The 13,187-nt window shown below is 54.1% G+C and carries 10 protein-coding genes; 4 read left to right on the forward strand and 6 right to left on the reverse strand.

All coding sequences use genetic code 11. From position 1 onward, the window contains the following. Positions 1–47 precede the first annotated feature (47 nt). Complete coding sequence (locus tag H7846_RS08285; RefSeq protein WP_186695980.1) at positions 48–761, forward strand: GntR family transcriptional regulator; 714 nt, start codon at positions 48–50, stop codon at positions 759–761. Here H7846_RS08285 and H7846_RS08290 read toward each other — a convergent pair. Both H7846_RS08290 and H7846_RS08295 read right to left on the reverse strand, forming a co-directional pair. After that, a complete protein-coding gene (locus tag H7846_RS08290; protein ID WP_186695981.1) occupies positions 739–1,992 on the reverse strand; it encodes an MFS transporter in 1,254 nt (417 codons plus the stop codon). The two genes, H7846_RS08285 and H7846_RS08290, sit on opposite strands and share 23 nt — an antisense overlap. Before the next feature lie 113 nt (positions 1,993–2,105). Further along, entirely contained in the window at positions 2,106–2,570 is a 465-nt protein-coding gene (locus tag H7846_RS08295; RefSeq protein ID WP_186695982.1) for a metallophosphoesterase family protein, read from the reverse strand. 37 nt (positions 2,571–2,607) lie between these two features. Here H7846_RS08295 and H7846_RS08300 point away from each other — a divergent pair, with 37 nt between their 5' ends. Beyond that, positions 2,608–3,219, forward strand: a complete 612-nt coding sequence (locus H7846_RS08300; protein ID WP_186695983.1) for an HAD family hydrolase — start codon at positions 2,608–2,610, stop codon at positions 3,217–3,219. Positions 3,220–3,340: 121 nt separating this feature from the next. Here H7846_RS08300 and H7846_RS08305 read toward each other — a convergent pair whose 3' ends face one another. The 3 genes from H7846_RS08305 to H7846_RS08315 all read right to left on the reverse strand — a co-directional run bounded on the left by H7846_RS08305 (position 3,341) and on the right by H7846_RS08315 (position 9,010). Continuing rightward, a complete protein-coding gene (locus tag H7846_RS08305) occupies positions 3,341–4,837 on the reverse strand; it encodes a M16 family metallopeptidase (protein ID WP_186695984.1) in 1,497 nt (498 codons plus the stop codon). Positions 4,838–4,845: 8 nt separating this feature from the next. Next, on the reverse strand, positions 4,846–6,375 hold the full coding sequence (locus H7846_RS08310; RefSeq protein WP_255460946.1) for a M16 family metallopeptidase: 1,530 nt from the start codon (positions 6,373–6,375) through the stop codon (positions 4,846–4,848). A 100-nt stretch (positions 6,376–6,475) separates the two neighbouring features. Next, positions 6,476–9,010, reverse strand: a complete 2,535-nt coding sequence (locus tag H7846_RS08315; protein ID WP_186695985.1) for a glycoside hydrolase family 2 protein — start codon at positions 9,008–9,010, stop codon at positions 6,476–6,478. A 198-nt stretch (positions 9,011–9,208) separates the two neighbouring features. Here H7846_RS08315 and H7846_RS08320 point away from each other — a divergent pair, with 198 nt between their 5' ends. Together H7846_RS08320 and H7846_RS08325 are read left to right on the forward strand one after the other, a co-directional pair. Then, positions 9,209–10,384, forward strand: a complete 1,176-nt coding sequence (locus H7846_RS08320; protein ID WP_186695986.1) for an ROK family transcriptional regulator — start codon at positions 9,209–9,211, stop codon at positions 10,382–10,384. Between the two features lie 20 nt (positions 10,385–10,404). After that, on the forward strand, positions 10,405–11,646 hold the full coding sequence (locus H7846_RS08325; protein ID WP_186695987.1) for a glycoside hydrolase family 88/105 protein: 1,242 nt from the start codon (positions 10,405–10,407) through the stop codon (positions 11,644–11,646). Positions 11,647–11,907: 261 nt separating this feature from the next. Here the strand turns inward: H7846_RS08325 and H7846_RS08330 are convergent, their stop codons facing one another. Further along, positions 11,908–13,095, reverse strand: coding sequence for an alginate lyase family protein (locus H7846_RS08330; protein WP_186695988.1), 1,188 nt, complete (start codon positions 13,093–13,095; stop codon positions 11,908–11,910). Between the last annotated feature and the right edge of the window lie 92 nt (positions 13,096–13,187).

The raw sequence follows: 13,187 nt of genomic DNA on the forward strand, positions 1-13,187 counted from the left end.
TGCCACGACGATCCATTACGCACCATCCAGGAAAACAGTCTGTCCGGATGAAGGCTTACCAGTTGATCCAGCATAAGATTGCAAGCGGAGAACTTCGTTCGGGCAGTCTGATTTCAGAACTGGCGATCTCAAAAGAACTCGGAAGCAGCCGAACTCCCGTGCGAGAAGCTGCAGGACAATTGCTTGCAGAAGGTCTGCTGGAGCTTAGTCCCGGAGGCGGGATTGTTGTCACTCAGCTGACCCGTCAGGGAATTATCGATCTTTATGAGTTACGCGAAGCGCTTGAAGTTTTTGCGGTGGGACGCGCGGCTCACGAGGGAGTGAAGGCAATTGACCAGAAGCGTCTGGAAGGTTTTCTCGAAGAGACCCAGGTGTTGATCAAAGAGTTGAAGGCCAGTAGCAAGAGGGAGCTCAACGCCGAGCAGATGAAAAGGTTTACAACCTCTGATCTGGCATTTCACGCACTGTTGATTCGTATTGCGGCGAATGCGCGGATTCTGAAGGTCGTCAATGATACCCGCCTGATGATTCGCATCTTTGGAATCCAGCGTAGCGGTCACAAGCGCGAAGAACTTGAGCGAATCTATAAACATCATCGGGCTATTCTTGATGCTGTGATGAACCGCAACCCTGAAGAGGCCCGGCATTTATTGGCCGAGCACATTCAGGTGAGTAGTCGAGAACGCCTTGAAGAGTTTGACCTGTGGGAGCGCGAAAATCACCTCGCGAACCTTGATGTTACAGAGTCACTGTATCTCTAGTGCGAAGTTGATTTTTCTTCATGGCACGGGCAAGAAGAAGCAATGCGCCCGAGAGGCCAAGGTAAATGAGAGATGTGGCGCTGATGCAGGCGCTCATGCCAAAGCGACGAGACCCGGCAGCGATCGCTATTGGCGCTATGCCTCCTCCAAGCCAGCCGAGTGAGTTCATCGTTCCGGCTGCTACTCCGCGACGATTCACCGGAATCACATCGTAAAGCGACGCCCAGATATTGGCATCGTACAGGCCCTTAAAAAATCCGAACCCTATCATGCTTGCAATCAGGCCGGCCATTGTCTCCGTCCAGCCTGTTAGAAAGATCAGAGGGGCGCCGCAGAGAAGCCCCACGGCCTGGATGATCTGGCGACCTCCAATCCGCTTTGATGAGATCCGGTCCGCCAGTACTCCACCCAGCAAAACGCCGGATACGGAAGCCACCTGAAGATAAGCCGTGCTGCTGAAACCGGCCTGACTTAAGGTGAGATGGAATTTGTTGTAGAGATATGTCGGGAGCCAGGTTAGAAAGACCACGGCCACAAAGTTTGCCCCGATAAAAACTCCCATCAGAGCCATAGCGTAGCCGTTGGAGAGTACTTCGCCTGCTTCGTGAAAGAACCTGGCTTTTGTGCCCTCGGTCTGCAGGGGAGATGTTCTATGTGGTGAGCGGAGGCAAAACAGAAGAATCGCACAGAGCGCGATTCCGGCTCCTCCAAACCAAAAGAATGAGGTGCGCCAGCCATGCTGTTCCGCAATCACAGCGGACAGGGATCCGCCTGCAATGGTTCCGATATAAACGCCGGATTGATGCAGGGCCATTGCGCGAGATCGGGTCTGTGCTCCGTGGTATACCCCGATGAGCGCCATCGCCGCTGGATAATAGAACGCTTCTCCTAATCCTCCGAATGTCCGGAAAAAGACCAGCCCGCCATAGCTATGGCAAATAGCCGTTCCGGCGGTCATGAGAGACCAGAACGCAAGCGCTCCCAGGATTACGCCGCGGAGAGACAGACGATCTGAAACCCATCCTGCGAACGGACCGGCCAAAGCATACATCCACATAAAGGATGAGGCAACGACTCCCAGTTGCAGGTCGCTAAGTCGAAGTTCGGTGCGAAGCAGAGGAAAGATTGAAAAGATTGCCTGGCGATCTGCGTAATTGCAGAAACAGACGAACCAGAGCATTCCAATGAGCCACCAGCGATACGAAGAGGATGTTTTTATTTCTTGTTCCATAGAAAGAATCAAATCCGGCGAACACCAGGCCTGTTATAGAGGGATCCAAGCCTGCGTGCGTTAGTTGCCGACAATTGTATTATCGTGTCGACAATTTAGCCAAATAATGAATTTTATTTTTGAACCGGGAGCTCTATGATCTGGGCTTCGACGCTTTTCTCGTTCACCGTAACAAGAGCCAAACTGATGGGCAGGCTGAATCGTCTGGGACCCGCACTGCCGGGATTTAGATACATTACCCCGTGCTTCGTCTCCACAATTGGCTTATGAGTGTGCCCGCTGACGACAACATCAATCTGCGCTGCTTTTGGATTGAGATCCAGATCATGGATCGAATGCACGATGTAGAACAATTTTCCGCCTAACTCAACGGCTTCAGTTGCGGGAAGCGCAGAGCAAGCTCCGGAGACGTCTACATTACCGCGAATGGCGGTTATGGGTGCAATCTCCTTTAGCGCATCAAGGATCTTTGGATCGCCCACATCACCGGCGTGCAGAATATGTTCTACGCCTGCCAGTGCTTCCAAGGCCTCAGGTCGCAGTAATCCATGTGTATCCGAAATTACGCCAATCCGCATATAAGCTCCTTCACGAGGCTCTCAGTACAATCATTCCATGGCTTTGGATTTAGAAAAGGGAACATTCGATGCTCTCATTTTCGACTGCGACGGCACCCTTGTCGATAGTGCGAATGCGCATTTGTATTCCATTCAACAGGGGCTTGCGCCGCTTGGTTTGACGATGAGTCCTGAGTGGTATCACAAACGAACCGGCCTTGGCCCAGAGGACCTTCTTGATGCGTATGAAGCCGAGTTCAGGGTGGAATCTCTGGTTCGAGAAGATTTTTATGAACGGGTGAACCAGGCGTATCTTGCGAATCTTCACCTCGTTCAGGAGATCAAGGTCGTTACTGAGGTTGCGCGAAAGTGGTTCGGAACGGTCCCGATGGCTGTCGCATCGAATGGCATCAGAAAGAACGTGGAAGCCACCTTGATTGCCCTGCGACTAAGACCCATGTTTTATACCATCGTAACGAGCGACGAGATCGAACGACCAAAGCCGGCGCCGGATGTTTATCTGGAAGCTGCTAAGCGTATGCGAGTACTGCCCAAGCGTGTCATTGTCTTTGAAGATACGAATGAAGGACTCGAAGCGGCACATCGGGCTGGGATGAAGGCAATCGATGTACGCGAGGTACGGTCAGGGGACTGTCAGCCCGTCGCATAGATGCGGTTATGTCTTCGGCGCATTTGAAATTCTAGGTTAATAAATCAAAGGGCTCGGCTACATACCGAACCCTGTTGATTTAACTTGCTGAACGATTCTGGCAAATGCGAAGTACATTGATTTACTGTTCAGACTTACCGGGTGGCGGCGGAATAGTGATGTCCAACGGAGTGACTGCCCCCATGGAACTGAGCGGGGGTTTGATCTCGGCTTGATTTCCGACAACAACGACTCCGAGTTTCGAGGGATCGACATATTTATTCGCGACTCGAGCGACATTTGCGGCTGTTACCTTTTCGATGCCAGTCTTATATTTCTCGAGGAAGTCGGATGGATAACCGTAAAAGGCAAGGGTGACTTGTTCGTTGAGAGTTTTCTCGGGCGAATCGTAGTGGAAGATAAAGGAGTTCAGAAGCTGGTCCTTGGCCTTCGCCAGTTCGCTGGCCGAGGGAGGAACGGTTTTGAGACGTTCGATCTCATCCAGCATGGCTTTTGTGGCCGCCACGGTCGATGAACTTTTGGTCCCGGCGATCACGTAGAAGATGCCAGGGTGATCATACGAGGCCCCGAAACTGCCGCTGACATCGTAGGCAAGGCCGAGTTTGGTGCGAACGTTCTGGACAACGCGCGAGCCAAAGCCTCCAGAGAAGATCTCGTTCATCACGCTGAGAGCGTAGTAGTCGGGGTTGGAACGCTCGGTGCCTAGACCAACAATAAGAACATTGGACTGATTGACATCCTCTTTTTCAGCAAAGCGGATGCCGGGTTTGGGGTCGGTGAAGGTGAATTTTTCCGAAGCTACGACCTCTCCGCGAGGAAGCGATTTAAAGGCGGAGCGAAGTTTTTCCTCCATCTCGGATGAATCAAAATCGCCGGAGACAGAAACGATCATCCCATTGGGAACGACCGTCCGATCGTGCCAAGCCTTTAGGTCGTCGAGTGTCACAGCGCCGACGGTGGCATATTCTGGCTGACGGCCATAGGGGTTGGTGGCGCCATAGACGAGCTTGACGGCTTCCCGGATTGCGATTCCGCTGGCATCATCATTGCGCCGAGCGATGCCTGTATCCAGTTGCTGCTTGGCCAGCGCGAGTTTGTCTGCCTTGAAGTCCGGATGCAGGAGCAGATCCATCGTGGAGGCGAAGACCGAGTTGAAATCTCCCTTCAGGCTCGACCAGCGGAGAGAGGTGTTGGCTGCTCCTCCAGAAGACTCGATACTGGCGGCTTTGGATTCCAGCTGATCGTCGAGCTTGTCGCCGCTGGTCGTAGTCGTTCCACTCGTACGCCATGTTTGTCCGTACAGAGAAACCATGCCGATCTTATTGGCAGGCTCGTCGCGGCTACCTCCGCGTATGAGGATGCGGCCATTGATGAAGGGAAGTTCGTGATCTTCCTGCAGGAAAATCACAAGCCCATTGGCCAACTCAACCCGTTTCGGCTGTTGTGGTTTAAAAGCGTGCAATGGGGGAATAGGAATCTTCTTCCAAGGCTGTGCAGGAGCCACGACAGCCGAAGCCGGTTTTGTGGGTGCAGCTGCCGCTTGCGCGAAGCAGAAAGAAGAGGGAAGGACAGTGGCAAGAACAGCTATTGCTGCGATTGCCGTGCGATTCCAGTTCATCAAGCTCTTCACTCTGTTCCTCCCGATGTCTTCATAGGCTTTTGCGGCGCGACGAATTCGATACGCGCGCTGGTGAGATTGCTTTCGACGAAGATCTTATTGGCAACGCGACGGATATCGGCCTTGGTGACAGCATTGATCTTGTCGAGTTCGCGGAATAGCTCTCGCCAATCGCCGTAGCGTGTCTGATACTCGGCGAGTTGGTGCGCCAGGCCGTCATTGTCGGCCAGACCACGAAGCAGATCGGCCCGGGCACGAGTTTTGAAGCGGGCCAGTTCTTCGTCGGTAACATCTTCAGTCTTCAGGCGGTCAAGCTCCTTGTGGATCGCAGTCCGCATCTCTTCAGGGTTATGACCGGGAAGCGGAACGGCATAGAAGGCGAAGAGCCCTGGAAACTTCTCGCCAGGGAAGCCAGAAAAGCCTTGGGCTTCGGCAGCGATCCTCTGATCGCGCACCAAGGAGCGATAAAGACGCGCGGTGCGGCCATTGGAGAAGATATCGGTAATGGCGTCATAGACAGAGTCATCAGGATCGCGATAGTCCGGGCGGTGGTAGCCCTCAAGATAAAAGGGCTGTGTCGCCTCACGGATTATGACTGATTTTTCCGCGAACTGAGGCGGTTCTACGGTCGTCATTGGCGTCGGCTTTGGACCGGCGGGAATCTTCGCGAAGTAGCGCTCAAGGACGGGGAGAGCATCGGCCGCCTTCACATCGCCCACAACGGCGATCACGATATTCGAAGGAACATAGTATTTCTTGTGGAACGCTTCGGCCTCGGTCGCCGAAACCTGGCTGATCTCGCTCTCCCATCCTACGCCGCTGCGGCCATAGGGGTGCGCGACATACGCCGTCGCGAGAAACTGTTCGACCATGCGCCCGATCGGAGAAGAATCAATGCGCATGCGACGCTCTTCCTGGACGACATCGCGCTCCTTATAGAACTCCCGCTGCACGGGGTGACCAATGCGCTGGCTCTCGAGATAGGCCCAGAGTTCCAGCCGGTTTGAAGGCATCGACCAGAAGTATTGGGTCGAGTCTTCCCCGGTCGAGGCGTTGATACCAACAGCCCCATTCTGCTCGGCGATCTCTGAGAATTGATTGGGGATGACGTATTTTTGTGCGGCTTCCTGCGCATCTTCAAATGCTTTTTTGAGTTGAGCGAGCTTTGCAGGATCTTGGCCGACGCGCTTTCTGTACTCGTCATCATATGCCGCATAGGCCGTCTCCACCTTGGCCAGGGCAACCTTTTCGGCAGGGTAGTTCGTTGTGCCGATCTCGGTTGAACCCTTGAAGGCCATGTGCTCGAACATATGGGCAAGCCCGCTTGCACCCTGTGGGTCATCGGCGGAACCGGCATCGACGAGGGTGTAGAAGCTGAAGACCGGGGCTTCGGGACGTTCGCAGACGATCAGAGTCATGCCATTCGGCAAGACCTTCACCGTGGTGCGTTTTTCAAAGCTCGCGAGGTCCTGCGAGTATGCCGCACTACTGAAAGCGAGGCCCAGAATAAAGGTTGCGAGGATGCGTCGAAGGCGCACGCGAAAAACCTCCTGAAATCTACGGTCAAAACAACTACTATACAGCGCGGTGCGGCTTGATGTTCGACGCTCGACTCTTGATAAAAGATACGGATTTAAATCAGATCGACGGAACGATGAGCAACGCACCCTGAATCCCAGGGGATTCTACGGCGATGACAGACTGCCCTGTTCCCGTGCGCTGAAGGCTAATGCACGCCCGTCCATTTGCCATCTCAACGACACGAGAGCCACTGGGCGTGCCCAGATTGTCGATCAGTTTGCCGCTTCCCGCAGCCGAAAAACGGACACGGTTGCGGGCATCAAGACAGAGCGCACCTTGTGCATCGAGCAGCGTTGCCTCGACGGTGATCTTATCTCCACTACGTTTGGCTTCTGTAAGGACGAACTTTGCGGGCTTGGACCAGGTTTGGGTCTGGTACTGGAACCCGATCTCATCCGTGATCATAGTGGCTCCTTTTTTTGCTATAACTCGGAGCTTGTTGGCCCCTCCTGTAAATGGAACCATCCACCGCAACCCTGCGGCAGGAAAGTCCTGGCTGTTGCGGTGACGCACTCCTGCGGAGACACCATTTACAAAAAGTTCTGCGGTCTCACAATTGGAGTACACCTTAACCATCTTCTGTTCCCCTGGTGCTCCCCATCGTACTGGCCATGTGTGGCCATAGATGTGCGCCATGGGCGTCTCACTCCAGTAGGACTGAAAGACGAAATACGACTCCTTCTTCTGCATGTCGCGTGTGATCACACCTTTTTGATTGATGCGAGGGACTGGATTATCCACCCGCAGCGGAGTTGTGAAGTCTTTGAAGACCCACTGTGCAGATCCGGCAAACCAGTCGAGAGTCTCTTGTACCTTCAGATGCCAGTCGAAGAGATTACAGGCGTAGGTCTCCGACCAGTCTCCATCGCGTGAGACACGAGCTTCGCCGCCGGTGTGAAGGTAGGCGAGGCCACGTTCATCCGTTCCACGGCCGGTAGCGATTTCCGCGAGAACCTTGTCGGGATTTTCCGAGTGACGGCCTGCATGGCTGTCGGCTCCCCATTCCGCATGGAAGAGATGTTTCACGCGTTCGCGCTGAGTTTCGAGTGATTTCTGATACTCCGGATAAGTACCGCTATACCAGCCCGCCCATATGGAGGGTGAATAAACATCTGGAATGTCGCGGGCGAAATCGCAACGGCGGATGGTTGTCATGCGTGAAGGATCGAGTTGGTGCGAGAGATCACGCAGCTCGGTAAGATAGGCGCGAATCTTTTGTTGGTTCACTTCAGGATATTCAGTAGGCCAGTCATTCTCATTGCCCAGGCCCCAGAGCAGGATGCTCGGATGGTTGTAGTGTTGCGAGATCATGTTGCGCAGGGTGCGACGGCCCATCTCCTGAAAGACTTCGTTTCCAATCCCACCACGGCACCACGGAATTTCTTCCCATACAAGAATGCCGAGACGATCGCATAGATCCAGCACTCGCCGCGACTGCTGATAGTGGGCCAGGCGAATGAAATTCGCTCCCATCTCCTTAATCAGGTGCATCTCCTGCTCGATCAGGTCATCTGGCATGGCAGCGGCGTAGCCAGCGTGATCTTCGTGGCGATGGGTTCCACGCAGCAGAAGCCGTTCGCCGTTTAGTTTGAATGGGCCATGATCAATCCATTCCGTGTGGCGAATTCCAAAAGATTCCTGTGCCGTGTACTCGCCATGAGCCGTCTTGAATCGAATATGGCACGTATACAGGTCTGGAAGAGCAGGGCTCCAAAGCTGAGGTGTCTTCGCTGTAAATCGTGTAAGCGTCTTCGTCCCTGTCCAGGATGCAAGATTCTGCTTTGCAATATGAATTCTGGTGCCCTTGGGATCGAAGATCTCGATCTCAAGCTGAACTTCTCCAGGGTCGCGGGTTGGATTGTAGAGAGAAGCCTCGACTTCAATCTCCGCGGAGGATTTTGGAGTTGGAAGGCTGGTTTTGATGTGGACGGTCTCCAACGAAATTGCAGGAACGTAGACGAGATTGATATGTCGGTAGAGACCGCCATAAAGAGTAAAGTCGCTCAGGTCTGAGGGCATTCGATCCAGGTCGCGCGAGTTATCGCAAAGAACCGCAACGGGGATGCCACTCGGTTGAGCCTGCTTTTTCTGACTTACGGCATTTGCCTGGGGCGATGCAGCAAGCTGCTGAACTGCATCAGTAATGTCGAAGACGAACTCGTCATAGCCACCGATATGCTGCCCTACTACAGAGTCGCCTGCGTAAACGGTAGTCGTTTGGCCCGCGCCTTCAAAGTGAAGAAGGGTTCGTCCCTGCGGATAAGGATTGGCGACTGGGATGTGAGTGCGATACCAGCCGTGCCCACGATAGGCAGGTGTATCAGGATCGCACCCATCATAGGCGTTGAAGCAGTGAGGTATCTCGACCGCTTTCCAGGTGGCGACTTCCTGACTGTGCCATACCTCCCACGTCCCTCCAAGCGTTTCGCGCAAAAACTCCCATCCCGACGACAACCTCACGCTGGTTTGAGCATTGGTGTCGGAGCTTTGAGCCAATCGCACCAACGAAGCGCCCAATGTGGAGTGCGAACCGAGCGAAAGGGAAGTGGTTGCGAAAACACTGGATTTAAGAAATTGCCGCCGGGTAGGCATAGAAAGGTGCACTCCAATGGATGGATTCTCCGGCCAGAAGCATTGTCTGAGGGATATAATTCAGACCACCTACAAAATGCCGGTTTCTCAGTGATATAAAGATTCGTTGCAGAACCTGTCAAGCGGACCGTGAAAGGCGGCCTTCTTGTTCAGGGAATATCTTCAGATGTACACTTGCGGTTTCCGTTGAGAAAATAAATGCCTTTATCCTCGGCACCACCCTTTACCTTCACTCGAAAACAGAGCGCTTCGAATAAGACGCCGCGACAGATCAATCGCAATCTCGTCTTCAATCTCATTCGTACGCGTCAGCCCATCTCTCGCGCCGATCTTGCAAGGGTCTCCGGGCTACAACGCAGTACGATCTCGTTGATCGTCGAAGACCTCATTCGTGAACGATGGATTCTTGAGGGCGCTATCGGAAGACTGCCCCGGGGACGCAGGCCAACCTTCCTCGAGTTGAACCATCAGCGTGCTGTAATCGCGTTGGACATCCATCCTTCGCAGACGACCGTTGCCGTTACCGATCTTGGAGGAAACATTGTTGCGCAGAACATCGTTCTCCTGCCGAAGGATCCGAATAAGGCGATCGCTCCCATCGTGGCTGCGATTCGAAAGCTGATGGCTGACCACGATGGGCGGTCCTTCGATGGCGTGGGGATCAGTTTGCCGGGACGTGCGGATCCGAAATCCAAGAAGCCCATTTTTGCTCCGAACGTGAGCTGGCCTTTGCAGAGCCTTCAGACGAAGATCCAAAGGGCCACGGGGCTGAATGTTGTTATGGAAAACGTTGCCAACGCCTGTGCTCTCTCCGAGGTATGGTTTGGTGACAGCGATGGCCTCAATGATCTTGTTGTGGTCAATGTCTCTGAAGGTATCGGAACCGGAATCTTCTCCAACGGCAGGCTGCTTCGTGGCGCCAACGGCATGGCGGGCGAGTTTGGCCACGTGGAGATGGACTATAACGGGCAGCCCTGCGGATGCGGCGGCCGTGGTTGCTGGGAGACAGTCGCATCCAACCGGGCCGGACTCCGCTACTACCACGAGATCAGCCGGCGTCCTGCTCCCTCGAGCTTTTTGGCACTGGTCAAAATGGCGCAAGCCGACGATCGCCATGCAATTCAGGCCCTGGAAAAGATGTCCTCCTTCCTTGCAAGGGGACTGCGCATGATTGCCACTGCTTTGGCTCCCAGCGAGGTTATCGTCGTGGGTGAGATTACCGGTGCCTGGCATCTCTTCGGTCCGAAGATCGAAGCAGAGTTGAAGCAGAGTGCATTTTCTAAAACTCCAAAGCTTCGTCCCTCGTTTGAGGGCAATACCGCTCGGCTGCGCAGCGCAGTCGCTCTTGTTATGAATCACGGACTTAACGGATAAACGAAAGGACCCCCTTCTCTATGTCTCTGGCAGAACTTTTCCGACCCCATCGCTCGCGTTTCGACCTCTCCGCCGCTTGCCGCGTCTGTGCACTTAGTCTCTTTGCCCTGGGCTCGGTGGCAGGATGGCAAACCCAGGTGTCTGCGCAAACACCATCGACTGCCAGCGCGAAGCCGGTGCCAGACTCCAAGGCGTCCGGCGATGCGCCCGATGATCCGGGACCGCTGGCGACTGACATCTCTTCAGAGTTGAAGCCGCAGGCTATCCAGGCTGTCGTCAAGAAGGTCGCGGCCTGGCAGGTGAAGGTTGCCGAACCGACCTTCAATCGCCTGTGGACTTACGCGGCGCTCTACGACGGCCTGCTTGCCGCCTCCAAGGCAACGGGCGATCCGGCTTTTCGCGATGCCGTGCTGAAATTCTCCGAAGAAGAGAAGTGGCAGCTCATCGATAACCGCTTCCCGCACGCGGACGACGAGGCGATGGGCAAGGCTTATATGGATCTCTATTTGGGTGACTCGAAGAACGCTCGCAAGCCGGAGCGGATGGCAAACACCAAGGAGATCATGGATCGTCTCGTGGTTCGACCTGATGAGCCGAAGCTGCTGTGGTGGTGGTGCGATGCCCTCTACATGGCTCCTCCCGTGTTGTCGCGGATGTATCTTGCGACGGGAGATAAGAAGTATCTCGACTATATGGACCACGAGTGGTGGCTCACTTCGAAGACACTCTACAACCAGCAGGATCATCTTTACTTCCGTGATGAGCGTTACCTTACCCAGAAGCAGGCCAATGGGAAGAATCTTTATTGGTCACGTGGAAACGGTTGGGTCATGGGCGGGCTGGTGAAGGTTCTCGAGATTATGCCAAAGAACTATCCCACACGCGCCAAATACGTCGAGCAGTTCAAACAGATGGCCGAAGAGGTCAAATCCATCCAGAGTAAGGATGGGTTGTGGCGTTCCGGTCTGCTCGATCCGGATGCGTACGATCTGCCGGAGATCTCGGGCTCAGCCTTCTTTACCTATGCCATCGCCTATGGAATCAACGAGCACATCCTCGATCGCAAGACCTATCTTCCCGTTGTCGAGAAGTCGTGGGCGGGAATGCTGAAGCATGTCTACGCCGACGGGCGGCTTGGTTCGATCCAGCCGGTCGATGGTCAGCCGGGCAGGTTCAAACCGTCGTCAAGCCATGTCTATGGAGTCGGCGGATTCTTGATGGCAGGTTATGAGATGAACCGGCTGGCAGGAGGAAAACGCTGATCCTTAATCCTGTCAAGCGATAAATCGTATAAGCCTTGTTATTTCATGGATTTGCATTTGCAAATCCAATCATCCTTCCCTGTTAGAATAAAAGCAGAGTAAGAAAAACAACCCCGGGTTTCCGGGGTTGTTCTCTTAAGTCGTTTGTAATCTATATTTTGGCATCTAACTCATTTGTTCCCAATATTTTACGCATCAATATCTCGTTAAGTTATTGAAAAGATGTGCTTTCCTCCGATGGGTGATAGGGGGAGGGTGTCTTTAGGAAATCCACAGAAGAGGCTGACGAATGGGGAAGTTCCGGATGACCTCGGGGACGGTTGGGTCAGGATTCAGCTTCTTCCAAACGGTGATGTACTCCGGTTTGTCGTAGGCCAGACCGGCAAAGAGCAGCGCGGGATTGCGAACCGGAAAATCATCCCAGTGCTCGACATCATGGGCGAAGGGCCACTTCGATTTGTCGTCGACAAAGGGGACCATAAATTCCATCAGCTTCTTCAGGCCACGACCATCTGGCGTAGAGAAAGCCCACAGATTTTCCTGCGGGACAGTGAGGCTCTGGGCGACTCCGCAGAGCACATCCATATCGAAGAGCGAGTAACTGTAGGGTTTGGTTCGAGCTAATTCGAGGGGAAGTCTTCCGTCCGGTGCGATCTGCTCCGGGACCAATACGGTGCGGAAGCGGTCGCGGCACCACTGCATCGCTTCGTTGTTCTCAGTAAAGCGGGCGAACTCACCGGCCTGAAGGACCCAGCAGGTGCCGTGATTATTTTTTGCGTCGCGCTCTTCCTGCCCGTTCTTCGAGGTGCGCATCCATTCCAGATATTCAGCAAACCAACGTTGAATCTCATTGCCGGAGTTCAGGACACTGGCTCGATTTAAGAGGGTTGCCGCGCGTGCGACTTCGACAAGATGCAGAGTGTCGATGATGCCGGTGCCGCGGCCTTTGCTAACGCCGAAGATGGCTTGGGCGTATTGAAGGTTCGGATTCATTTTTGTGGCTGGATCGACAAACCACGCCCGCAGATGTTGGCCAGCATGGTCTGCATACTTTTTCTGGTGCGTCAAAACCCATGCGGCGGTTAGGGCGGGGACGATGAGGCTGAGCCGAATCATGGCCTCACGGTGACCGTTGAAGTTGGCAGGGTTGGATTCGCCATCGCGACGAATATAGGGTCCGCCTGGATTTTTGGGATCAGGCCACCAGTAGTCGCCTTCGGAGAAGAAGTCGTGCGGTCCACCCGGGCTGCGATCGGAGTGCGATGCCGTCACCGTTACGGGCTTCTCTGCAAGGTACCGGTTCGCAGCAGAGAGAATACGTTCGCGGTCAGTGGATGCTACGAGGGAATAAGCTCCTTGGACGGGTGCGGCGGATAAGCGCTGCCCTGCGACGTCGGCGGCAACTCCGCCAGCCAGCATGCAAAACTCTCTTCTGGAGAACGATTTCATGTTGCCGGTTCCTGTTTTATGAAAGATGTTTTTTATATGTAAATGATCTGCTTGTCCCGACGCCCCATCATAACGGCTTTTGTTGCGTCGAC

This window comes from Edaphobacter sp. 4G125, assembly GCF_014274685.1.
In the GTDB taxonomy this organism is placed as follows: Bacteria; Acidobacteriota; Terriglobia; order Terriglobales; family Acidobacteriaceae; genus Edaphobacter.

Excerpts from the sequence above, each read along its gene's own strand:
- H7846_RS08285 (WP_186695980.1), top strand. The coding sequence starts at position 48 with ATGAAGGCTTACCAGTTGATCCAGCATAAGATTGCAAGCGGAGAACTT.
- H7846_RS08290 (WP_186695981.1), bottom strand. The coding sequence starts at position 1,992 with ATGGAACAAGAAATAAAAACATCCTCTTCGTATCGCTGGTGGCTCATT.
- H7846_RS08295 (WP_186695982.1), bottom strand. The coding sequence starts at position 2,570 with ATGCGGATTGGCGTAATTTCGGATACACATGGATTACTGCGACCTGAG.
- H7846_RS08300 (WP_186695983.1), top strand. The coding sequence starts at position 2,608 with ATGGCTTTGGATTTAGAAAAGGGAACATTCGATGCTCTCATTTTCGAC.
- H7846_RS08305 (WP_186695984.1), bottom strand. The coding sequence starts at position 4,837 with ATGAACTGGAATCGCACGGCAATCGCAGCAATAGCTGTTCTTGCCACT.
- H7846_RS08315 (WP_186695985.1), bottom strand. The coding sequence starts at position 9,010 with ATGCCTACCCGGCGGCAATTTCTTAAATCCAGTGTTTTCGCAACCACT.
- H7846_RS08320 (WP_186695986.1), top strand. The coding sequence starts at position 9,209 with ATGCCTTTATCCTCGGCACCACCCTTTACCTTCACTCGAAAACAGAGC.
- H7846_RS08325 (WP_186695987.1), top strand. The coding sequence starts at position 10,405 with ATGTCTCTGGCAGAACTTTTCCGACCCCATCGCTCGCGTTTCGACCTC.
- H7846_RS08330 (WP_186695988.1), bottom strand. The coding sequence starts at position 13,095 with ATGAAATCGTTCTCCAGAAGAGAGTTTTGCATGCTGGCTGGCGGAGTT.